Below are 20,672 nucleotides of genomic sequence, written 5' to 3'. Positions count from 1 at the left end.
ACGGCAGGTGCTGCGGTCGTTTTCACGGTTGCAGCCCGATGCTGAAAGCAAAAGGCCGAGGCCCCTCACGGGGCCTCGGCCTTTTTTTGCGTTTGAGAAACGCCCCCAACAACGGTCAAGGAATCAGCGTCACGCCCGTTTTGGCTTGCAGGGCATCAAACGTCACGCCCGGAGCCAGTTCCACCACCTTCAGGCCTTGGGGGGTGACGTCCATCACCGCCAGGTCGGTGATGATGCGGTCGACCACGCCCACGCCCGTCAGCGGCAGCGTGCACTGGGGCAGAATCTTCAGGTCTTCGGTGCCGTCCTTCTTCTTGGCAACGTGTTCCATGAGCACGATCACGCGCTTGACACCCGCCACCAGGTCCATCGCACCGCCCATGCCCTTGACCATCTTGCCGGGGATCATCCAGTTGGCCAGATCGCCCTTTTCGCTGACCTGCATGGCGCCCAGGATGGACAGGTTGATCTTGCCGCCACGGATCATGGCAAAGCTGTCATGGCTGCCAAAGATGGACGAGCCCTTGATGGTGGTCACGGTCTGCTTGCCAGCGTTGATCAGGTCCGCATCCACCTCATCTTCGTTGGGGAACGGGCCGATGCCGAGCATGCCGTTTTCGGACTGCAGCCACACTTCCTTGTCGGCGGGCACGAAATTGGCCACCAGCGTAGGGATGCCAATACCCAGATTCACGTAAAAGCCGTCTTCGAGCTCATGGGCGGCACGCGCCGCCATTTGGTCTTGACTCCACGACATATGTATTTCTCCAGCTTGTTCGGTGACGGCAGGCTTGCACGCCTGCTTTTCGATAAACGCAGGCTTAAACGCCCGCCTTCTCAGTGATGGTGCGCTTTTCGATGCGCTTTTCCGGGTTCGGGTTGTGCACGATGCGGTGCACATAGATGCCGGGCAGATGGATCTGGTCCGGCACCATGGCACCGGTTTCCACCACCTCTTCCACTTCAACGATGCAGACCTTGCCGGCCATGGCAGCGGCAGGATTGAAGTTACGGGCCGTCAGACGGAACTGCAGGTTGCCCGACTTGTCGGCGCGGTGCGCCTTGACCAGCGCCACCTCAGGCACGAGCGAGCGTTCCATCACATAGGTTTCGCCGTCGAACTCGCGCAGTTCCTTGCCCTCGGCCACGATGGTGCCCACACCGGTCTTGGTAAAGAAAGCAGGAATGCCCGCGCCGCCTGCACGCAGCTTCTCGGCCAGCGTGCCCTGGGGCGTGAACTCCAGTTCCAGCTCGCCGGCCAGGTATTGGCGCTCGAACTCCTTGTTTTCACCCACGTAGGACGAAATCATCTTCTTGATCTGGCGGGTTTCCAGCAGCTTGCCCAAGCCAAAGCCATCCACACCTGCGTTGTTGGAAATCACGGTGAGGTTCTTGACGCCGGAATCGCGCAAGGCGTCGATCAGCGCTTCAGGAATGCCACACAAACCGAAACCACCCACAGCCATGAGCTGGCCGTCTGCAACCACGCCCTTGAGGGCCTCAGCTGCGGAGGGGAATAACTTGTTCACCACGATCTCCTTGTGAATTTGGATGCGCTACGATACTACGTACCCGATTAAGTAGTATCCCGTAAAGACTTGCACTATGGACGTTGCCAATGGACGTTGATTACCGACTCGCTTTTGACATGGCCCCCGTGGGCCTGGTGCTGTCGCGCAACCGCACCATGGTCGATTGCAACCGGCATGTGTGCGAGATGTTCGGCGCCTCGCGCGAGGTGCTCATCGGTCAGTCGTTCCAGATACTTTATCCAAGCGCCGACGAATACGAGCGCCTTGGGGCGCACATGGAACCTATTCTGAACGCCAAGGGCCACTACGCCGACAACCGCATCATGAAGCGTGCCAACGGCGAGGTCTTCTGGTGCCATGTGTCAGGCCGTGCACTCAACCGGGATGCCCCGCATGAATCAGGCATCTGGAGCTTTGAAGACCTGAGCTCGCAACGCCCCGTGAAGGCCGAGTTGACAGGCCGCGAACGCGAGGTGGCCGCGCGCCTGTTGGAGGGACTGACTTCCAAGGAGATCGGCCGGGCCCTGGAGATCAGCCACCGCACGGTGGAGATTTACCGGGCACGCCTCATGCGCAAGTACAACGCATCCACCGCTGCCGACCTAGTACACAAATTGCTCGCTGGTTGAGCCCTACTTCGGGCCGTCGATCACGTCAGCAGCTGTGCGAAAAGCCTCGACTGCCGTCGGCAGGCCGCAGTAGATGCTGGCGTGCAGCAACACTTCCTGGATCTCTGCCGCTGTAGCGCCGTTGTTGAGCGCGCCGCGCACGTGGCCCTTAAGCTCATGCTGCTTGCCCAGCGCGGTAAGAAACGCCACCGTGATCAAGCTGCGCGTCTTCATGTCCAGCCCCGGCCGCTGCCACACATCACCCCAAGCATTGCGGGTGATGAACTCCTGGATCGGCTGGGTGAACGCCGTGGCATTGCCAAAGGCATTGGCGACAAAGTCCTCGCCCATGACCTGCTTGCGTGTGGCCAGACCTTTGTCGAAGTCCTTGGTGGATGGGAGTTGTTGTGTCATGCGGGCTCTCCGGTTCAGTTGGGGCCGCCATCGTAGCCGCAGCGCCTGCACGAAAAACACAAAGCCACCTGCCATACCCCGTGAAGGGCCAGGCAGGTGGCTTTGTCAAAGTGCTGAGCCCCAGGTTTACGCTGCCGCGAGATCAAAGCGATCCAGGTTCATCACCTTGGTCCAGGCGCGGGCGAAGTCCTGCACAAACACGGCCTGGGCATCGCTGCTGGCATAGACCTCGGCCAGCGCACGGAGCACGGAATTCGAGCCAAACACGAGGTCGACCACGGTGCCGGTCCATTTCTTGGCGCCTGTGCTGCGGTCCACCCCTTCCAGCACACCGGTTGCGCTCGCTGACTTCTGCCATTGGGTGCGCATGTCGAGCAGGTTCACAAAGAAGTCATTGCTCAACGTTTCCGGGCGCTGCGTGAAAGCTCCGTGAGGCGCCTGGCCCATGTTGACACCCAGTACCCGCAAACCGCCGACCAGCACCGTCATCTCTGGCGCAGTCAAGGTCAGCTGGTTCGCGCGGTCAATCAGCAGTTCGGCCACAGCGCCCTCCAGCCCGGGGCGCACGTAGTTGCGAAAGCCATCGGCCGCGGGCTCCATCACTTCGAACGATGGCACATCGGTTTGCTCCTGCGAGGCGTCGGTGCGGCCGGGGGTGAAAGGCACGGTCACGTCCTGCCCGCCTCGCTTCGCGGCAGCCTCCACAGCGGCGCCACCGGCCAGCACGATGAGGTCGGCCAGCGAGATTTTCTTGCCGCCCGTCTGCTCGGCGTTGAACGCGCGCTGGATGACTTCGAGCTGGCCCAGCACCTTGGCCAGTTGTGCAGGCTGGTTTACGTCCCAGTCCTTCTGCGGAGCCAGACGAATGCGCGCCCCATTGGCTCCACCGCGCTTGTCGCCGCCCCGGAAAGTTGAGGCAGAAGCCCAGGCCGTCGATACCAGCTCAGAGATCGACAGGCCCGACGCCAACACCTTGGCCTTGAGTGCCGTGATGTCTTGTTCGTTGACCAGAGCATGGTCCACTGCAGGAACAGGGTCTTGCCAGACCAGCACTTCGGCGGGCACTTCAGGGCCCAGGTAGCGTGCACGTGGCCCCATGTCGCGGTGTGTGAGCTTGAACCAGGCGCGCGCAAATGCGTCGGCAAACTGCTCAGGGTGGGCCAGGAAGCGGCGCGAGATCTTCTCATAAGCCGGATCAAAGCGCAGCGACAGGTCGGTGGTGAGCATCGTGGGCACCAGCTTCTTCGACGGATCGTGTGCGTGTGGAATCGTGGCCTCGGCACCTTTGGCCGTCCACTGGTGGGCACCGGCCGGGCTCTTGGTCAGCTCCCACTCAAAGCCGAACAGGTTTTCGAAGAAGTTGTTGCTCCACTTCGTGGGCGTGGTGGTCCAGGTGACTTCCAGGCCGCTGGTGATGGTGTCGCCGCCCTTGCCAGAACCATGGCTGCTCTTCCAGCCCAGGCCCTGCTCCTCGATGCCTGCGCCTTCGGGCTCCTTGCCCACCAGCGCGGCATCGCCCGCGCCATGGGTCTTGCCAAAGGTATGGCCACCCGCGATGAGCGCCACGGTTTCTTCATCGTCCATCGCCATGCGGGCAAAGGTGTCGCGGATGTCGCGCGCTGCGGCCAGGGGGTCAGGGTTGCCGTTCGGGCCTTCGGGGTTCACGTAGATCAGGCCCATCTGCACGGCGGCCAGGGGCTTGGCCAGGTCGCGCTCGCCGCTGTAGCGCTTATCGCCGCCGAGCCATGTGGTCTCTGCGCCCCAGTACACGTTTTCATCGGGTTCCCACACGTCGGGGCGACCACCGGCAAAGCCGAAGGTCTTGAAGCCCATGGACTCCAGTGCCACGTTGCCGGTCAAGATCATCAGGTCGGCCCACGAGATCTTGCGGCCGTACTTCTGCTTGATGGGCCAGAGCAGGCGGCGTGCCTTGTCCAGATTGGCGTTGTCGGGCCAGCTATTGAGCGGCGCAAACCGCTGCTGCCCTGCCCCGGCGCCGCCACGTCCGTCCGCCAGGCGGTAGGTTCCGGCGCTGTGCCAGGCCATGCGCACAAACAATGGCCCGTAGTGGCCAAAGTCTGCGGGCCACCAGTCCTGCGAATCGGTCATCAATGCATGCAGGTCGGCCTTTACGGCAGCAAGGTCCAGGCTCTTGAATTCTTTTGCGTAATCGAAGCCGTCGCCCATGGGATCGGTGAGCGGGGAGTTCTGGTTCAGGGGACGGATATTGAGCTGGTCTGGCCACCAGTCGGCATTGCCACGGCCCTTGGGCGCGGCAGCCTTGGTGTGGTCAAACGGGCACTTGTTGGTCTCTTGTGTCATGAGGCACTCCTGTTGGCGTTGGTGATCAGCCGATGTTATGGAGTGCATTTCCTTATGAAAAGGCAATAGTTTTGATTAATTCAATAGTTTTTCTCTAATTTCGGCAAATGCAGCGGACTACCGACCTCCTTGCACCCACACGTATCGAACAGCACCGAGCGGACCCAGCGGTGCCCCGGGGAGCGGTGGGTGCGTTCATGCCAGGCAGCAGTTTTAACGAAGCCAGGTATGGCCACTGGTGGCTCCAGCACAACCAGCCCGCGAGCATCCGCGACCACCCGCTGGGGCACCACCGCGATCAGGTCGCTATTGCGCAGGATCTCCGGCAGCACCAGAAAGCTGGTGATCGACAGCACCACCCGCCGTGATCGGCCCAAGCGCGCCAACACCTCATCCGTCACGCCGCAGAAACCGCCACCCGTGTACGAGATGAGCGCATGGTCCAGCGCACAGAAGCGGTCCAGCGACAGCGCGCCGCCTTTCGCATCCGGGTGCCCGGCGCGCATCACGCACACGTAGCGCTCGTCAAACAGGTGCCGGGCATACAGGTCGGGCGCCGTGTTCTCGGGGCTGATCAGGGCCAGATCGATATCGCCCCGCTCCAGCCGCTCGTACACCGGCAGATGCTGGGCCGGCACCACGGCCACACGCACGCCGGGCGCGTGGCGGCGCAGCATGGCCAGGAATGGCACCACCACCGCCTGCAGCGCGTAATCGGTGGACGCGAGCTGCACCGTCATCTGCGCCGTGGCAGGGTCAAAGGCCTGAGGTTGCAGCAGCGACTCGATCCCACCCAGCAGCTCCTTGACCGGCGCGGCCAGCTCCTGTGCGCGCAGCGTGGGCGTGATGCCACGCTGTGTACGCACGAATAGCGGGTCATCGAAGCTTTCGCGCAGCCGGGTCAGCATGCCGCTCACCGCAGGCTGGGTGAGCGACAGGCGCTGGGCGGCGCGGGTTACGCTGCGTTCGTCGAGCAAGGCATCCAGTGCCTTGAGCAGGTTCAGGTCCATGGCCCTGATATCAATTGCCATGATTTCAGAAATAAGAACTATCGATTTGGTTTATGGCTGCATCGTACCCACCATCTTCACTCTGCGTGGCCGTGGTGTCTTTGCCCCCGCCCTCAGACCGAAATTCCTTTTCTATTTAACCGACAAGAAAGCAAGCTGCATGTCTGCCCTGTTCACACCGTTCCAGCTCAAAAGCGTCACCCTGCGCAACCGCATCGCGATCCCGCCGATGTGCCAGTACAGCGCGGTGGATGGCTTCACCAATGAATGGCACCAAGCGCATTACGCCGGTCTCGCTCGCGGCGGCGCAGGCCTGGTGATCGTCGAGGCCACGGGCGTATCGCCCGAAGGCCGAATCACCCCGGCCTGCACAGGCCTTTGGAACGACCAGCACGTCGAAGGCATGGGCCGCATCGCCGCCAGCATCAAGGCCGCTGGCGCCGTGCCCGGCATCCAGATCGCCCACGCAGGCCGCAAGGCCAGCGCCCAACGCCCCTGGGAAGGCGATGACCACATTCCCGAGAACGACGCGCGTGCCTGGCAGCCGATAGCACCGTCCGCCATTGCTTACGGCGGCGGTCTGCCCCGGGTACCCCAGGCCATGACACTGCAAGACATTGCCCGCGTGCAGGCCGACTTTGTGGCCGCCGCACGTCGCGCACTGGCCGCAGGGTTCGAGTGGCTGGAACTGCACTTTGCCCACGGCTACCTGGCGCAGAGCTTCTTCTCGCCCCACAGCAACCAGCGCACCGACCAGTACGGCGGCAGCTTTGACAACCGCGCGCGCTTTCTGCTGGAAACCGTGGAGGCCGTGCGCAAGGTGTGGCCCGCGCACCTGCCACTCACGGCACGCTTCGGAGTCATCGAATACGACGGACGCGACGAGGAAACCGTGGCCGAGTCCATTGAGCTGGTGCGCCAGATGCGCGAACGTGGCCTGGACATGGTCAACGTCAGCGCGAGCTTCGTGATTGCCGAGACGCAGATTCCCTGGGCAACCCCCGCCTTCCTGGCCCCGGTTGCGCAGCGCGTGCGCAGCGAAGCCGACCTGCCGGTGGCCTCGTCGTGGGGCATCGATGACCCGAAAATCGCAGAACGTGCAGTGGCCGACGGCCAGATGGATTTGGTGATGATCGGCCGCGCCCACCTGTCCAATCCGCACTACACCTACCACCTGGCGCAGGTGCTGGGCGTGCAAAAGCCTGAATGGAACACGCTGCCCGCGCCCTACGCGCACTGGCTGTCGCGCTATCGCGGCGCCGCAAAGGTCGCCGCAGCCCAATAAAGCTCTGAAAACGCCCTTGCCCTTTGGCCCGACGTTCAGTCCGGGGTTGAACTGTGCAGGGGTAGCCCCGGCGCATCCAGCTGTGCGTGCAGGATGTGGCCGTGGGTCGAATCGGTCACGAACACCGTTTGTCCGCCCTGCCCGCCATAAGCCAGATTGGTGGTGGAGGCTCCGGCAGGCCCCCGCAGCACCAGCACGGGCTCGGCCCGGTGGTTGAGCACCCACACATAACCCAGGCCCGGGTTGGCCACCAACAGGCGCCCCGCCCCATCCACCGCAAGCCCGTCCGGGCCGCTCGGGCCGTACGACGTGAAGAACTGCCCCACCTTGGCCACGCTGCCATCGGTGAGCAGCGGCACGCGCCACACGCAATTGCCACGTGTGGCGGCCAGGTACAGCACGCGGCCGTCGGGCGACAGGGCCACGCCATTGGGGCTGGGCACGTTGGCCAGCAACAGGTCGAGCTGGCCATTGGGGCGCAGCCGGTACAGGCGCCCGCTCGGGTCGTGCAGGCCGCTCTGGCCCTGGTCGGTGAAGTACAGGTTGCCGTCGGCGTCGAAGATCAAATCGTTCACGCCCTTGAAGCGTTCGCTGTTGCGGCGCTCCAGGTACGGCGTGACCCTGCCGGTCGTGATATCGAGCCGCATCAACCCGTTCTTGTAGTCGGTGATGAGCAGCGTGCCCGCATCCATGAACTTCATGCCATTGGGCTCGCCGTCGTACTCGGCCACCAGCGTCCACGCGCCCTGCGGGTCGATGCGGAAGATGCGGCCCCAGGGGATGTCGGTCACGTACAGGTTGCCCGCGTCGTCGAACACAGGGCCTTCGAGGAACGAATCGGTGGCAGTGCCGCCCCGGTTGGCATCGGCCCAGGCGCTGCGCTCGGGGCGGCGGAAAGTGTCGGGCATGGAGCTGAAAAACGCCAGCTCGCGGACCTCGGGGGATTGCAGCAGAAACATGGAAGAGGCTTTCGTTGTCAGGAGGTGGCGCCGAAACCATACAACCGCGCCGGGTTGTCCACCAGGATACGGTCCATCGCGGCAGCCGAGCCCGCCCAGGCGCGCAGCAGGTCCACCAGGTCGGCATCGTTCACCGTGCCCGGCGCCTCGGTGGTGTGGGGCCAGTCGCTGCCCCACACCAGGTGACTGGGGGCCGCCCGCACCAGGGCTTGCCCCAGCGGCAGGGTGTCGGCGTAGCTGGGGCCCTGCACGGCAGAGCGCATGTAGGCGCCCGAGAGCTTGACCCAGGTGTTGCCGCTGTCCAGCAAGCGGCGCAGCACGCCAAAGGCTTGGGCCGATGGGCCTTCGGCCGGATCGATGCGGCCCAGGTGGTCGATGACCAGCGGCACCGGCAGCGCCTGCAGCACAGGCGCCAGCGCCACGATCTGCTCCGGGTGCGCGAACACCTGGATGTGCCAGCCACCGCAGTCCGCATGCCGTGCCACCTTGCCCGCCAGCGTGCTCAGCATCTGCGCCGTGGTGGTGCCCCACGATTGGAACGAGACAAAGTTGACCCGCAGCCCGCACACGCGGCGCGCGGCCAGCCGGGCCAGCTCTGCATCGCTCACGCGGGGGTCCACCACTGCCACGCCGCGTGCGTCGTCACCCAGCTGGTCCAGCGCATCCAGCGTGCAGGCGTTGTCGGTGCCATAGGTGGATGGCGTGACCACCACCGTGCGTGTGCTGCCCAGGCGCTGCTGCAGCTGTCGGTAGGCGGCCACGGGCGCATCGGGCGGCGTGCGCGGCCAATGGGCAGACGGTGCAAAACGTGCATCGAAGATGTGCATGTGGCTGTCGCACGCGCCGGGCGGCAGCAGGCGCTGCGGGCGGTTCAGGCCCACCGAGTGCGGCACGGGCGTGGTCAGCGCGGGCAAAGACATGGCTCAGTCGAGTTTGATGTTGCCCTTCTTCACCACCTCGCCCCACTTGCTGTCTTCCTTCTTGAGGAAGGCGGCAAACTCCGCAGGCGTGGAACCGATGGGCTGGGCGCCCAGGTCGGCCAGGCGCTGTTTCACTTCGTCTTCCTTCAGCACCTCTTGCAGGGCCTGCTGCAGTTTGGCGGCCACGTCGGCAGGTACGCCCGCAGGCAGGAACACGCCGTTCCACTCATAGGCCTCATAACCGGGGATGGCCGCCTCGGCCACCGTGGGCACGTCGGGCAGGCGCTTGGAACGCTCTGGCGCCGACACGGCCAGCGCGCGCAGCTTGCCGCCTGCCACATGCGGGTAGGTGGCGGCCACGGTGCCGAACATGAAGTCCACCTGGCCCGCAATCACATCGGTGATGGCGGGGCCGCCGCTCTTGTAGGGCACGTGCACCATGTCCAGGCCCAGCTTCTGGGCCATCAGCTCCGCCGCCAGGCGCTGCACCGTGCCGCTGCCGCCCGAGGCAAAGTTGATCTTGCCGGGCTGGGCCTTGGCCTTGGCGATCAGCTCGCCCACGTTCTTGTAGGGCGCGTCGCTTTTGACAATCAGCACATTGGGCGCCAGCAGCACCAGCGACAGCGGCTGCAGCGCGTTGGCGGCATATGGCATCTTGGGGAAAAGGTGCGGGTTGATGGAGTACGGCGTGGCGTCGTACAGCATGGTGTAGCCGTCTGCCGGGGCCTTGGCCACAAAGCTGGCGCCAATGGTGCCGCTGGCACCGGCCTTGTTGTCCACGATCACGCTGCCGCCGAGCTTGGCGCCCAGGCGGGTGGCCACCACACGGGCCACGGCATCTGCCGCGCCACCGGGGGCGTAGGGCACGAAGAGGGTGATGGGCCGCTCGGGGAACGCGGCGTGGGCCAGGCCTGCAGCCAGGGCGCAGGCGGCGATCAAGGGTTTGAGAAAACGCAACATGAAGTCTCCTTATCTATTCAATCCATGAAGAACAAACAGGTATCGCTGGCCCATGGCCTGCGAAACTGGCGCTGACAAAGCGCAGGCAGCCGTGCAAGGGCCGCCCCGCCGCACTGGCTGCATCCCCCTTCCCGCATCGCGCAGCGAGGCGAGAGAGGGTGGAAGTCAGGGGGGTCAATCCACTTTCAGATCAAGCTCGCGTGCAATCTGCGTATAGGTGGCCACTTCGCGGCCGACCTGGCTGGCAAACGCAGCGCCGCAGGTGGCATCGGCGTCCAGCCCCAGGCCCCGCAGTTTTTCGGCGGCGGCGGAGCTTTTGGCAAATTCGGTAGCCACGCGCTCCAGCTGCTGGGCAATGGCGTCGTCCAGGCCCGCCGGGGCCAGCAGGCCATACCAGGCGTCGGCCGAATACTTGCCGCCACCGGCCTCGGCAAAGGTGGCCACATCGGGCAGCAGCGACGACCGCTTGGGCGATGCCACGGCCAGCGCGGTGAGCTTGCCGCTCTTGATCTGCGGCAGCACCGAGCCCAGCGTGGCAAACGAGCTGTCGAGCTGGCCGCCCACCAGGTCCGTGACCACTGGCGCGGCGCCCTTGTAGGGCACATGGTTCAGCTGCAAGCTGTTGGCGCGGGCAAACATCTCGGTGGCAAAGTGGCCCGAGCTGCCCACGCCCGCCGTGCCTGCGGACAGACGCCCCGGCTCCTTGCGCGCATGGGCCATGTACTCAGCCAGCGACTTCACCGGCAGAGCCTGCCCCACCACCAGCACCGTGGGGCTGGTGGCTACGGTGCACAGCGGCTTGAACGACTTCACCGCATCGAACTTCACCCGCCCGGCTACAGCCCCGGGATCATGGTGTGGTTGGTGGCGCCAAACAGCAGCGTGTAGCCGTCGGCGGGCGCGCTGGCCACCGCCTGGGCGGCCAGGATGGTGTTGGCGCCGGGCTTGTTGTCCACCACAAAGGGCTGGCCCAGCGCGCGGCTGGCGTGGTCGGCAAACGCGCGTGCCACCACGTCGGTGGGGCCGCCTGCGGCAAAACCCACCACCAGCTTGACGGGCTTGTAGGGGAACGCGGTTTGCGCCCCTGCTGTGCTAGATGCTATACAAACAATAGCTATCAGCGCTTTATGGACGCGCGCAGAGGCCGTTTTTCTTCTCAAAATGTCGTGCATGTCTTTGTCTCCATGGGCCGGGGCGCCCTGCCCCGTGCCTTTTTTCTCTTTGCTTTCAGGAAGGGGGCTGGCGTCAGGCCGCAGCCATCGCTGCGCCAGGCACCCGGGCCAGCACGGCGAGCAGGTTCTGCGCCGCGCCCACGCCCATGTTCACGTAGGCATCGCTGGTCACACCGCCGATGTGGGGGCTGAGGATGAAGTGCTTCTCGCCCTGGAAGGGATGGCCCGCCGTCATCGGCTCGACCGCAAAGCTGTCCAGCCCTGCCGCCATCACCTGGCCCGAACGCACGGCAGCCAGCAGCGCGGCCTCGTCGATCAGGCCGCCACGCGCCGTGTTCACCACAATCACGCCGCGCTTGCATTGCGCCAGCGTGGTGGCGTTCAGCATGCCCCGGTTCTCGTCGGTCAGCGGGCAGTGCAAAGACACAGCATCGGCTTCGCGCCAGATCGTCTCCAGGCCCACGCTCTGCACATAGTCCGGCAGGTTCTTCGCAAACGGGTCAAAGCCGATCACGCGCATGCCCAGGGCGTCGGCCATCTTGGCAAACCGCAGGCCGATGGCGCCCAGGCCCACCAGGCCCACGGTGCGGCCACCCAGTTCCAGGCTTTTGTGCGTGGCTTTGTCCCAGTGACCCGCGTGCATGCGCGCATCGAGCTGCACCACCGATTTGGCGCAAGCCAGCAGCAGCGCCAGCGCCTGCTCGGCCACGGCCGCAGCGTTGGCGCCTACGGCGGCCACCACCTCAATGCCCCGGGCCTTGGCCGCCACCTTGTCGATGGTGTCGGTGCCACTGCCGTGCTTGGAGATGACCTTGAGCGCCGGGGCCGCGTCCATCACCGCAGCGCCCACCTTGCCGTAGCGCACGATGATGGCCACGGGGTTGTGCGCACCGCACAGGGCCACCATGTCTTCTTCGGTAGGCGTCTTGCCTGCGTAGACGATGTCGTAGCCCGTGAGCAGGTCCAGGGCTTGCTGCGCCAGATCGGCGCCGGTGACGATGATGGTTTGGCTCACAGCGATTCCCCTTCCTTCAGCACGCCAGCAGCGCGCAGCGCGGCAGGCAGCCATTTCGATGCGGTGTCGCCGCGTGCAATGGCTTCGATGCGGGCGGCTTCGTCGGCCACCTTCTTGTCGGCCAGGGCCAGCATGGCGGGGGCTTTTTCGCGCTCGATCACCACCACGCCATCAGCATCGCCCACGACCAGGTCACCCGCGTTCACCACGGCACCACCGGCGCAGATGGGGTGGTTGATGCGGCCGGGCACGTACTTGGTGGGGCCTGCAGGGTTGAAACCCGCGCTGAACACGGGGAAGTCCAGCTCCAGGATCTCCAGCTTGTCTCGGATGGCGGCATCCACGATCACGCCGGCCAGGCCGCGCTTTTTGCAGGCGCTGAGCATCAGCGTGCCCATCAGGGCCGCCGTCTGGTCGCCCTTGCCGTCGATCACCAGCACATCGCCCGGCTGGGCCAGGGCGATGGCGGCGTGGATCATGAGGTTGTCGCCGGGGCGCACTTCCACGGTGAAGGCCGGGCCCGCCACCTTCATGTTCTGGTGCACAGGGGCCACACGGCCGTGCATGGTGCCGCGGCGGCCTGCCACGTCGGCCAGGATGGCGGCCTGGTAGGTGGCGGCTTTTTGCACTACGTCGGCGCTCACGCGGTCGATGGTGCGGATGATTTCAGGGAGTTGGCTCATGGGGAATCCTTGGAAAGAACGCGGAGATGCTGGGGAGCGAATGGGCGCGGCTGACTGGGATGCGCGTGCAAGGCGCCCATGCCGCAGCGCAACCAGCCCCGGACTCAGCGGCTGGCGAAGTGCAGACGAAATGCGAAGGTGAAGAAGTGGGGCGGGCAGATACGGGGGACAAACCGCTCCCCCCAGCGTGAGCCCGTCAGTCCAGGCTGGCGCCCGAGTCCTTGACGATCTTGGCCCAGCGCGGCACTTCGGCTTTGAGCAGCGCGCTGAACTGTTCGGCGGTGCCGCCCAGCACATCGCCGCCTTCGGAGCGCAGCTTGTCGGCCACATCGGGTTGCTGCAGTGCCGCGTTGATGGCCTTGTTGAGCTGCGCCAGGATGGGTGTGGGCGTACCGGCAGGGGCCAGGATGCCGAACCAGGTCACGGCCTCGAAGCCCTTGTAGCCCGACTCGGCCAGTGTGGGCACATCCGGCAGTTGCGGCGAGCGCTTGGCCGAGGTGATGGCGATGACCTTGAGCTTGCCATTGCGCACCTGGCCCAGCAGCGTGGGCACCGACGACATGTACAGGTCGATCTGCCCGCCCACCAGGTCCGTCATGGCCTGGGCCGCGCCCTTGTAGGGGATGTGGCGCAGCTTGATGTCGGCGGCGTTTTCAGCCAGCTCACCGGCCAGGTGGGCCACGGTGCCGTTGCCCGAATAGCCCAGCGTGAGCGCGTCAGGCTTGCCCTTGGCGGCCGCCACCACATCGGCGTAGCTCTTGAAGGGTGAGTTGATGGGCGCAGCCATGACGATGGGCGAGGACGAGACGAGCGCCACGGGCACCAGGTCCTTGAGCGGGTCGTACGGCAGCTTGGGGTACAGCGTGGGGTTGATGGCCAGGTTGCTGGTCTGGCCAATGACGAGCGTGTAGCCGTCGGCGGGTGACTTGGCGGCGGCGTCCACCCCCAGGTTGCCGCCCGCGCCGGGGCGGTTGTCCACGATGACGTTCCACTTGTTCTGGTCCGTGAGCTTTTGCGCCACCGTGCGGGCAATCATGTCGGTGCCGCCGCCGGGCGGGAACGGCACGATGAGGCGGATGGGTTTGCTGGGGTAAGCGGCCTGCGCCAGAGCGGCCCCGGTGGGTGCGGCTGCGGCCGCAAAGCCCAGGAAGGCAGCGCACAGGGAGCGCGAAAGCGAAGTGAAGGCGGTCATGAATTTGTCTCCGTTATGGTGGTTCGTCACGCCGGTCTGCAGGGCCTTTGTTGTGATACGTGTTCTGGTCCGGCGCCGTGGGTGCGACTGTACGCAGACGTTTCAACCCATACAATGCAGTTGCGTACCATGAAACGAATTGCGCCATGAGCAACCACCCCGCCAAGCCCTCCCAACCCCTCGCCCCCGCGCCCCGTCCCATGGCTCCGGCAGATGCAGAACCCGGTGGTGTCATCGCCGTCACACGTGCCCTGCAGGTGCTGGAAGCCTTTGCACTGGGCGAATCCAGCCTGCCCCTGGCCGAGCTGAGCCGCCGCTGCGGCCTGCACAAGACCACCGTGCTGCGCCTGGCGCGCACGCTGGCGCAGTCGGGCTTCATGGTGCAGCGCGAGGACGGCGACTGGCGCCTGGGCCCGGCCGCAGGCTGGCTGGGGGCGCGCTACCAGGCCGGTTTTGACGTGCAGAACGTGCTGGAGCCCGCGCTGCGCGAGCTGACCCTTGCCACGGGCGAAAGCGCCGCGTTTTATGTGCGCGAAGGCAATGTGCGTACCTGCCTCGTCCGTGTGGAAGGCCCGCAGGCGCTGCGCCACCACGCACGCATGGGCGAAGGCCTGCCGCTGGACAAAGGATCGCCGGGCCGTGTGATCCTGGCGTTTTCTGGCGAGCCGGGCAAGGCCTATGAAGAGATCCGCAAGAAGGGCTACCACTGGTCGATTGGCGAGCGCGAACAGGGCGTGGCCACCGTGTCAGCGCCGGTGTTTGGCATGCACTGGCGGCTGATGGGCTCGGTGTGCATTTCGGGCCCGGCATCGCGCCTGCCCGCCGAAAAGCTCGAAGCGCTGGCGCAGACAGTGATGGCTGCGGCCACCCAGTTGTCGTATGCGCTGGCGGGCAATTCGGCCGCGCCCGCACAAAGCCCTGTACGAGCCACCCAGTGGCATCCGTGATACTTGCCCCGCAACCTCAACTCACAAAAACCACAGGAGACCGCCGTGAGCCGCTACCCTTTTCCCGACCTGAACACCCTGCCCGAAGACATCCGCGCACGCATCGTGGAAGTGCAGGAGAAGGCGGGCTTCATCCCCAATGTGTTCCTGGCCTTTGCACGCCGCCCGGCCGAGTGGCGAGCGTTCTTTGCCTACCACGATGCACTCATGCTGAAAGAAGAAGGCAGCCTGACCAAGGGCGAGCGCGAGATGATCGTGACCGCCACCAGTGCGGCCAACCAATGTCTGTATTGCGTGGTGGCCCACGGCGCCATCCTGCGCATCTACGAAAAGAAACCGTTTGTGGCCGACCAGGTGGCCGTGAACCACCGCAAGGCCGACATCAGCCCGCGCCAGCGCGCCATGCTCGACTTTGCGATGAAGGTCTGCCTTGACGCACACGAAGTCGAGGACGCCGACTTTGTGGCCCTGCACGCCCATGGTTTTGACGACGAGGACATCTGGGACATCGCGGCCATCACTGCGTTCTTTGGCCTGAGCAACCGCATGGCCAGCTTTGCGGGCATGCAGCCCAACCCAGAGTTTTACTTGATGGGACGGGTGCCCAAGCAGAAGTAAGTGCCCTGGCGCAATTACTACATGTTTGATAGCTACTGGCGCTTAACCAATAAGCGCTAGAGCCCTATTTCATTCAAATTCAATCCGCAGAGACCAGCGCCCGCATCCAGTCCGGCAAGGGCGCTGCCTTCTGCTGCGGGAAGTCCACCCAGATGGTGGTGGCGCCACCTGCCGCGCAAATCACGCCGGGCTGGTCCACGCGCTCCATCGTGCCCCAGGTCTCAAACGTGGTGCGGCCCGGGTCGCTCACGTAGAGCTTGAGCAGCACGTCAGCCGGGTATTCGAGCTGCTTGTAGAAATTGCAGAACGCATTGACGATGACCGGCCCCTGCCCGCGCGGATCGGGGTTGCAGCCCACCGACACCATCCAGTCGATGCGCGCCGTCTCCAGGTACCTGAAATACACCGTGTTGTTGACATGGCCCATGGCGTCCATGTCGCCCCAACGCACGGGGAAGCGCATTTCAAAAACCAGCTTCTTGACTTCCGGGATTTCAATCTTCATGGCTTCGCACACCCGAGGGATCAGACCCCAAAGCCGTCATCGGCCGCAATCACCGCACCATTGATGAAATGGCTCTGGTCGCTGGCCAGCATCACCAGCAGCGCATCCAGGTCTTGCGCGTTGCCCACGCGCTTGCGGGGCAGCATGTCGATGAGCTTCTTGCCCTGCTCGGTCTGCCAGTGGTGGTGATTGATTTCCGTGTCGATGTAGCCCGGGCAGATCGCATTCACGTTGATGCCGAACCTGCCCCATTCGATGGCCATGGCCTTGGTCATCTGCACCACGGCGGCCTTGCTCATGCAATAGGCACCGATCTGCGGCAGCACCTTGAGGCCCGCCATCGAAGCGATATTGATGATGCGACCGCCGGTGAAGCTGCCCGGCGCTGCACCGCGGGAGCGGGCCAGCATGCGCTTGCCCACCTCTTGCGCCACAAAGAAGGCGCCCTTCACATTGGTGTCGAAGATGAAGTCATAGTCCTCGGGCGTCACGTCCTGGATGCGCTGCGTGGTGCTCACGCCCGAGTTGTTCACCAGAATGTCGATGGAGCCCATTTCGGTCTCGGCATGGGCCACGGCGGACTTGATGGAGTCGTGATCGGTCACGTCCAGCTCGATCACATGGGCGTCACCGCCCTCGCCTTCGATGCGCGCGCGCAGCTCCTTGAGTTTTTCCACCCGGCGGCTGGCCAACACGACGCCTGCGCCCGCGCGGGCCAGCGTGCGGGCAAACTGCGCGCCCAGGCCGCTGGATGCGCCCGTGATGAAGGCCACGCGGCCGGACAAGTCGATGCTGTATGCCATTTAGAGTCTCCCTACTGATCAAAATAGAACGGTCGTTCGATTGTCCATATTCCGTGAATACAATCAGTCGCCAGACAGACAGGGCGCGGTCGGCGCTCTGTAGAAAATAATCCATTATCAAACGCCCGACGAGAAGCCCATGACCAACGAAGAAATCCTCGCCCAATACGGCCCCCGCGAATCCATGGAATACGACGTGGTGGTCGTTGGCGGCGGCCCTGGCGGCCTTGCCACTGCGATCCGCCTGAAGCAACTGGCGGCCGAAAAAGGCCAGGACGTCTCGGTCGTGGTGCTCGAAAAAGGCTCCGAGCCCGGTGCGCACATCCTGTCGGGCGCCATCATGGACCCCAAGGCCCTCACCGAGCTGATCCCCGACTGGAAAAAGCGCGGCGCCCCGCTCAACCAGCCCGTCACTGACGACGCCTACATCTTCCTGTCTGAAAAATCGGGCTTTCGCGTGCCCAACATGTTCCTGCCACCGTTTGCGCAGAACCATGGCAACTACATCATCAGCCTGGGCAACCTGACCAAGTGGCTGGGCGAGCAGGCAGAGGCCCTGGGCGTGGAAATCTTCCCCGGCTTTACCGCCGCAGAGGTCCTCTACAACGACAACGGCTCCGTCAAGGGTGTGGCCACGGGCAATCTGGGCATCGGCAAGGACGGCGAGCCCACCGAGAACTTCCAGCTCGGTATGGAGCTGCTGGGCAAATACACCGTGTTTGCCGAAGGCGCACGCGGCCACCTGGGCAAGCAGCTGATTGCCAAGTACCAGCTCGACAAGGACCGCGACCCGCAGAGCTTTGGCATTGGCGTGAAGGAACTCTGGGAAATCGACCCCAAGAAGCACCAGCCCGGCTTTGTGATGCACACCGCTGGCTGGCCCATGGAGAACGACACCTACGGCGGCGCCTTCCTGTACCACCTGGAGGGCAACAAAGTCGCCGTCGGTTTTGTGACCGGCCTGGGCTACCAGAACCCCTACCTCAGCCCGTTTGAAGAATTCCAGCGCTGGAAGACGCACCCGAACGTCCGCTATTACTTCGAAAACGAAAAAGGCGAAATCACGGCCAAGCGCCTGTCGTACGGCGCGCGCGCCATCAACGCCAGCGGCATCAACGCCCTGCCCAAGACCGTGTTCCCGGGTGGCGCACTGGTGGGCTGCAATGCGGGCTACCTGAACGTGGGCCGCATCAAGGGCAGCCACGCCGCCATCAAGACCGGCATGCTGGCCGCTGAAGCCGCCTACGACGCCGTGGTGGCTGGCCGCCAGCACGACGAGCTGACAGCCTACCCAGAAGCCTTTGAAAAGAGCTGGCTGCACACCGAACTGAACAAGGACCGCAACTTCAAGAACTGGTTCAAGTACGGCCTGACCACGGCCACGCTGATGAACGGTTTCGAACAATTTGTGCTGCGCGGCCACATCCCCTGGACGTTGCACCGCGACAAGCCCGACCACGCGTACCTCAAGCCTGCGGCCGAGTGCAAACCCATCGTCTACCCCAAGCCCGATGGCAAGCTCACGTTCGACCGCCTCTCCAGCGTGTTCATCAGCAACACCAACCATGAAGAGAACCAGCCCGCCCACCTGACGCTCAAGGACGCGAGCGTGCCGGTCAACATCAACCTGGCCAAGTACGCGGGCCCCGAGGCGCGCTATTGCCCGGCGGGCGTTTACGAGTTCGTGCCCGACACCACCAAAGGCGGTGATGCCCAGCGTCTGCAGATCAATGCGCAGAACTGCGTGCACTGCAAGACCTGCGACATCAAGGACCCCACGCAGAACATCGTGTGGGTCACCCCTGAAGGCGGCGGCGGTCCGAACTATGCAGGCATGTGAGCACCATCAAAATTCATAGCGCCTAGTGCTTGAAGGGCCTGCGCTGCAGGCCCTTTTTTATTGATGTATCTGGCACTGGCGCTCACGCGGCTGCCCGCGTGAGTTGAAACTGCCCCATCGCACCCGCCAGCCGGTTGGCCTGGTCCTTGAGGCTCTGGGCCGCTGCAGCGCCCTGCTCCACCAGCGCGGCGTTTTGCTGCGTCATGTGGTCGAGCTGGTCGACCGCCTGGCTCACCTGGCCGATCTGCGTACTCTGCTCGCTGCTGGCCTCGTTGATCTCGGACATCAGCGTGGTCACCCGCTCCACGCTCTGCACGATGTCGCCCATGGTGGAACCTGCGGTGACCACCAGCCGGGCGCCGTCACTCACCTTGTCTACGCTGGTGGAGATCAGCGCCTTGATCTCGCGCGCCGCATTGGCACTGCGCCCTGCGAGGCCCCGCACTTCGCTGGCCACCACGGCAAAGCCGCGCCCCTGTTCGCCCGCGCGGGCGGCCTCCACGGCGGCGTTCAGTGCCAGGATATTCGTCTGGAACGCAATGCCATCAATGATGCCAACGATGTCGGCGATCTTCTTGCTACTGGCGTTGATCTCTTCCATGGTCTTGACCACCTGGCTGACCACTTCGCCGCCTTTGCTGGCCACTTCGGTGGCGTTCAGCGCCAGGGCATTGGCCTGGCGCGTGCTGTCGGCATTGGCGGCCACCATCTGCGCCAGCTGCGCAATGCTGGCCGCCGTCTGCTGCAGGTTGCTGGCGGCATGCTCGGTGCGCATGCTCAGGTCAGTGTTGCCCGCGGCCACCTCAGAGCTGGCCACATGGATGGATTCGCCCGAGTCACGCACCTCGGTCACCACGTAGTGCAGCGACTCGACCATCTTGTCCAGCGCCGTGAGCAGCTGGCCAATCTCGTCGGTGCGCTGGGTTTGCATGCGCACCGTCAGGTCGCCCCGCGCCACCAGATCCGCCGCTTCGCAGGCCTGGCGCAGCGGCAGCACGATGGAGCGCCGCAGCAGCCAGCCAAACAGCGCCGACAGCGCCACCACCACCAGCACCGCCACAGCACTGACCCATTGCGCACGGGACGCGTCGGTAATCATGCTGTCACCCGCTTTCAGGGATGACTGCTCGGAGGCTGCGAGCAACTGGTCAATGGAGCGCAGGTACTGGGTCAACGCAGCAGCGTGTTCCTGCAACTCCTTCTGGCTGATGATCTTGGCTTCGAGGGCGTTTTGCACCAGCGCATCCCGCAACACTGCATATTTCTGGCGTTGCTCCTGGGCTTCGGTCCACAGCGGCCCGGCGCTCTCGCTGGAGGACGCCTTGGCCATCGCTTCTTCAATGCGCTTGCGCATCGCGTCTTCGGCGGCGATTTGGCTGCGCATCTCAGCCACCAGCGGGAACACGTCGGACGACAACGTGGCACGCAATGCAATCTGGCCGATATAGACAGACTGCGTTTTCCAGTCCCGCACCGTGCGCTCAATGGGCAGCTGCTCTGCAGTCAGCAGCGTAGCCTGGCGGCTGGTGTCCTGGCCCGTCAGCCAGGTGGTGGCGCCGAGCAAGGCCACCGCGAAGCCCAGAATGCCAAAGCTGGCCGCCAGCTTCTGCCCCACGCTCAGGGTGCGGCTGCGCCGCGCAGGCTCTGGGCTCTGGGCGGCAGAGTCTGTTGTGGCACGGTTGACATCCGCGTGTGCAGGTGCGGCGGAGAAGGTGGCGCCGCCAAGCGCCCCGGAAGTGGCTGGCAAGTAGTTCATGAGCGTTCTCCTGGTTCATTTCCCGCACCGTGCGGGGGTGGAAACCAGTGGTGGCAAGCGCTGTGCCCAGTGTGTCCCCGCAGGTACATCGCACACAGCACATGCCCCACTGGGGTCAGCGGCCCATCACG

At 64.5% G+C, this 20,672-nt stretch carries 19 protein-coding genes and 1 pseudogene; 5 read left to right on the top strand and 15 right to left on the bottom strand.

The window, feature by feature from the left end; all coding sequences use genetic code 11:
• Positions 1-115 precede the first annotated feature (115 nt).
• The gene (locus tag AC2YJX_RS20890; RefSeq protein ID WP_055402417.1) at positions 116-757 is read right to left on the bottom strand and encodes a CoA transferase subunit B; all 642 of its coding nucleotides are present in this window, start codon (positions 755-757) and stop codon (positions 116-118) included.
• A gap of 64 nt (positions 758-821) precedes the next feature.
• Entirely contained in the window at positions 822-1,529 is a 708-nt protein-coding gene (locus AC2YJX_RS20885; protein WP_055402415.1) for a CoA transferase subunit A, read from the bottom strand.
• An 89-nt stretch (positions 1,530-1,618) separates the two neighbouring features.
• Here AC2YJX_RS20885 and AC2YJX_RS20880 point away from each other — a divergent pair, with 89 nt between their 5' ends.
• On the top strand, positions 1,619-2,161 hold the full coding sequence (locus tag AC2YJX_RS20880) for a PAS and helix-turn-helix domain-containing protein (protein ID WP_055402413.1): 543 nt from the start codon (positions 1,619-1,621) through the stop codon (positions 2,159-2,161).
• Positions 2,162-2,164: 3 nt separating this feature from the next.
• On the opposite strand, the gene AC2YJX_RS20875 is transcribed toward AC2YJX_RS20880, so the two are convergent.
• The 3 genes from AC2YJX_RS20875 to AC2YJX_RS20865 form a co-directional block, all read right to left on the bottom strand.
• Positions 2,165-2,554 carry a carboxymuconolactone decarboxylase family protein gene (locus tag AC2YJX_RS20875; protein WP_176885831.1) on the bottom strand — a complete coding sequence of 130 codons (390 nt, stop codon included), beginning with the start codon at positions 2,552-2,554 and terminating at the stop codon, positions 2,165-2,167.
• Between the two features lie 126 nt (positions 2,555-2,680).
• On the bottom strand, positions 2,681-4,876 hold the full coding sequence (gene katG, locus AC2YJX_RS20870) for a catalase/peroxidase HPI (RefSeq protein WP_487257167.1): 2,196 nt from the start codon (positions 4,874-4,876) through the stop codon (positions 2,681-2,683).
• Positions 4,877-4,956: 80 nt separating this feature from the next.
• Complete coding sequence (locus AC2YJX_RS20865; protein WP_487257166.1) at positions 4,957-5,907, bottom strand: LysR family transcriptional regulator; 951 nt, start codon at positions 5,905-5,907, stop codon at positions 4,957-4,959.
• A 139-nt stretch (positions 5,908-6,046) separates the two neighbouring features.
• Here AC2YJX_RS20865 and AC2YJX_RS20860 point away from each other — a divergent pair, with 139 nt between their 5' ends.
• Entirely contained in the window at positions 6,047-7,171 is a 1,125-nt protein-coding gene (locus AC2YJX_RS20860; RefSeq protein ID WP_487257165.1) for an NADH:flavin oxidoreductase/NADH oxidase, read from the top strand.
• A gap of 35 nt (positions 7,172-7,206) precedes the next feature.
• Here the strand turns inward: AC2YJX_RS20860 and AC2YJX_RS20855 are convergent, their stop codons facing one another.
• The 7 genes and pseudogenes from AC2YJX_RS20855 to AC2YJX_RS20825 form a co-directional block, all read right to left on the bottom strand.
• Positions 7,207-8,130, bottom strand: a complete 924-nt coding sequence (locus AC2YJX_RS20855; protein WP_487257164.1) for an SMP-30/gluconolactonase/LRE family protein — start codon at positions 8,128-8,130, stop codon at positions 7,207-7,209.
• 17 nt (positions 8,131-8,147) lie between these two features.
• Positions 8,148-9,050 carry an amidohydrolase family protein gene (locus tag AC2YJX_RS20850; protein ID WP_487257163.1) on the bottom strand — a complete coding sequence of 301 codons (903 nt, stop codon included), beginning with the start codon at positions 9,048-9,050 and terminating at the stop codon, positions 8,148-8,150.
• A gap of 3 nt (positions 9,051-9,053) precedes the next feature.
• On the bottom strand, positions 9,054-10,010 hold the full coding sequence (locus AC2YJX_RS20845; RefSeq protein ID WP_487257162.1) for a tripartite tricarboxylate transporter substrate binding protein: 957 nt from the start codon (positions 10,008-10,010) through the stop codon (positions 9,054-9,056).
• A 174-nt stretch (positions 10,011-10,184) separates the two neighbouring features.
• Positions 10,185-11,182, bottom strand: a pseudogene (locus AC2YJX_RS20840) (Bug family tripartite tricarboxylate transporter substrate binding protein).
• Between the two features lie 73 nt (positions 11,183-11,255).
• The gene (locus AC2YJX_RS20835; protein WP_487257161.1) at positions 11,256-12,197 is read right to left on the bottom strand and encodes an NAD(P)-dependent oxidoreductase; all 942 of its coding nucleotides are present in this window, start codon (positions 12,195-12,197) and stop codon (positions 11,256-11,258) included.
• A complete protein-coding gene (locus AC2YJX_RS20830) occupies positions 12,194-12,880 on the bottom strand; it encodes an RraA family protein (protein WP_228895083.1) in 687 nt (228 codons plus the stop codon). The genes AC2YJX_RS20835 and AC2YJX_RS20830 overlap by 4 nt, the downstream gene beginning before the upstream one ends.
• 196 nt (positions 12,881-13,076) lie before the next feature.
• Positions 13,077-14,072 (bottom strand): tripartite tricarboxylate transporter substrate binding protein, encoded by a 996-nt coding sequence (locus AC2YJX_RS20825; protein ID WP_121422712.1) that lies wholly within the window; start codon positions 14,070-14,072, stop codon positions 13,077-13,079.
• Between the two features lie 200 nt (positions 14,073-14,272).
• Between AC2YJX_RS20825 and AC2YJX_RS20820 the strand changes: the two genes are divergently transcribed.
• Together AC2YJX_RS20820 and AC2YJX_RS20815 are read left to right on the top strand one after the other, a co-directional pair.
• Complete coding sequence (locus AC2YJX_RS20820; RefSeq protein WP_487257175.1) at positions 14,273-15,019, top strand: IclR family transcriptional regulator; 747 nt, start codon at positions 14,273-14,275, stop codon at positions 15,017-15,019.
• A 45-nt stretch (positions 15,020-15,064) separates the two neighbouring features.
• Complete coding sequence (locus AC2YJX_RS20815; RefSeq protein WP_142146413.1) at positions 15,065-15,637, top strand: peroxidase-related enzyme; 573 nt, start codon at positions 15,065-15,067, stop codon at positions 15,635-15,637.
• Between the two features lie 79 nt (positions 15,638-15,716).
• Here the strand turns inward: AC2YJX_RS20815 and AC2YJX_RS20810 are convergent, their stop codons facing one another.
• Together AC2YJX_RS20810 and AC2YJX_RS20805 are read right to left on the bottom strand one after the other, a co-directional pair.
• Entirely contained in the window at positions 15,717-16,142 is a 426-nt protein-coding gene (locus AC2YJX_RS20810) for an acyl-CoA thioesterase (protein WP_487257160.1), read from the bottom strand.
• Positions 16,143-16,162: 20 nt separating this feature from the next.
• Positions 16,163-16,945: an SDR family oxidoreductase gene (locus tag AC2YJX_RS20805; protein ID WP_055402392.1), complete on the bottom strand. Its 783-nt coding sequence runs from the start codon at positions 16,943-16,945 to the stop codon at positions 16,163-16,165.
• Between the two features lie 139 nt (positions 16,946-17,084).
• On the opposite strand from AC2YJX_RS20805, the gene AC2YJX_RS20800 reads away from it, so the two are divergent.
• A complete protein-coding gene (locus AC2YJX_RS20800; protein WP_055402390.1) occupies positions 17,085-18,785 on the top strand; it encodes an electron transfer flavoprotein-ubiquinone oxidoreductase in 1,701 nt (566 codons plus the stop codon).
• Between the two features lie 82 nt (positions 18,786-18,867).
• Here AC2YJX_RS20800 and AC2YJX_RS20795 read toward each other — a convergent pair whose 3' ends face one another.
• A complete protein-coding gene (locus AC2YJX_RS20795; protein ID WP_487257159.1) occupies positions 18,868-20,541 on the bottom strand; it encodes a methyl-accepting chemotaxis protein in 1,674 nt (557 codons plus the stop codon).
• Positions 20,542-20,672: the final 131 nt, after the last annotated feature.

The sequence above is a fragment of the Acidovorax sp. SRI_002 genome (assembly GCF_057586455.1).
The sequence above is the reverse complement of the archived record's forward strand: the minus strand, read 5'-3'. Positions and strand labels throughout refer to the sequence as shown.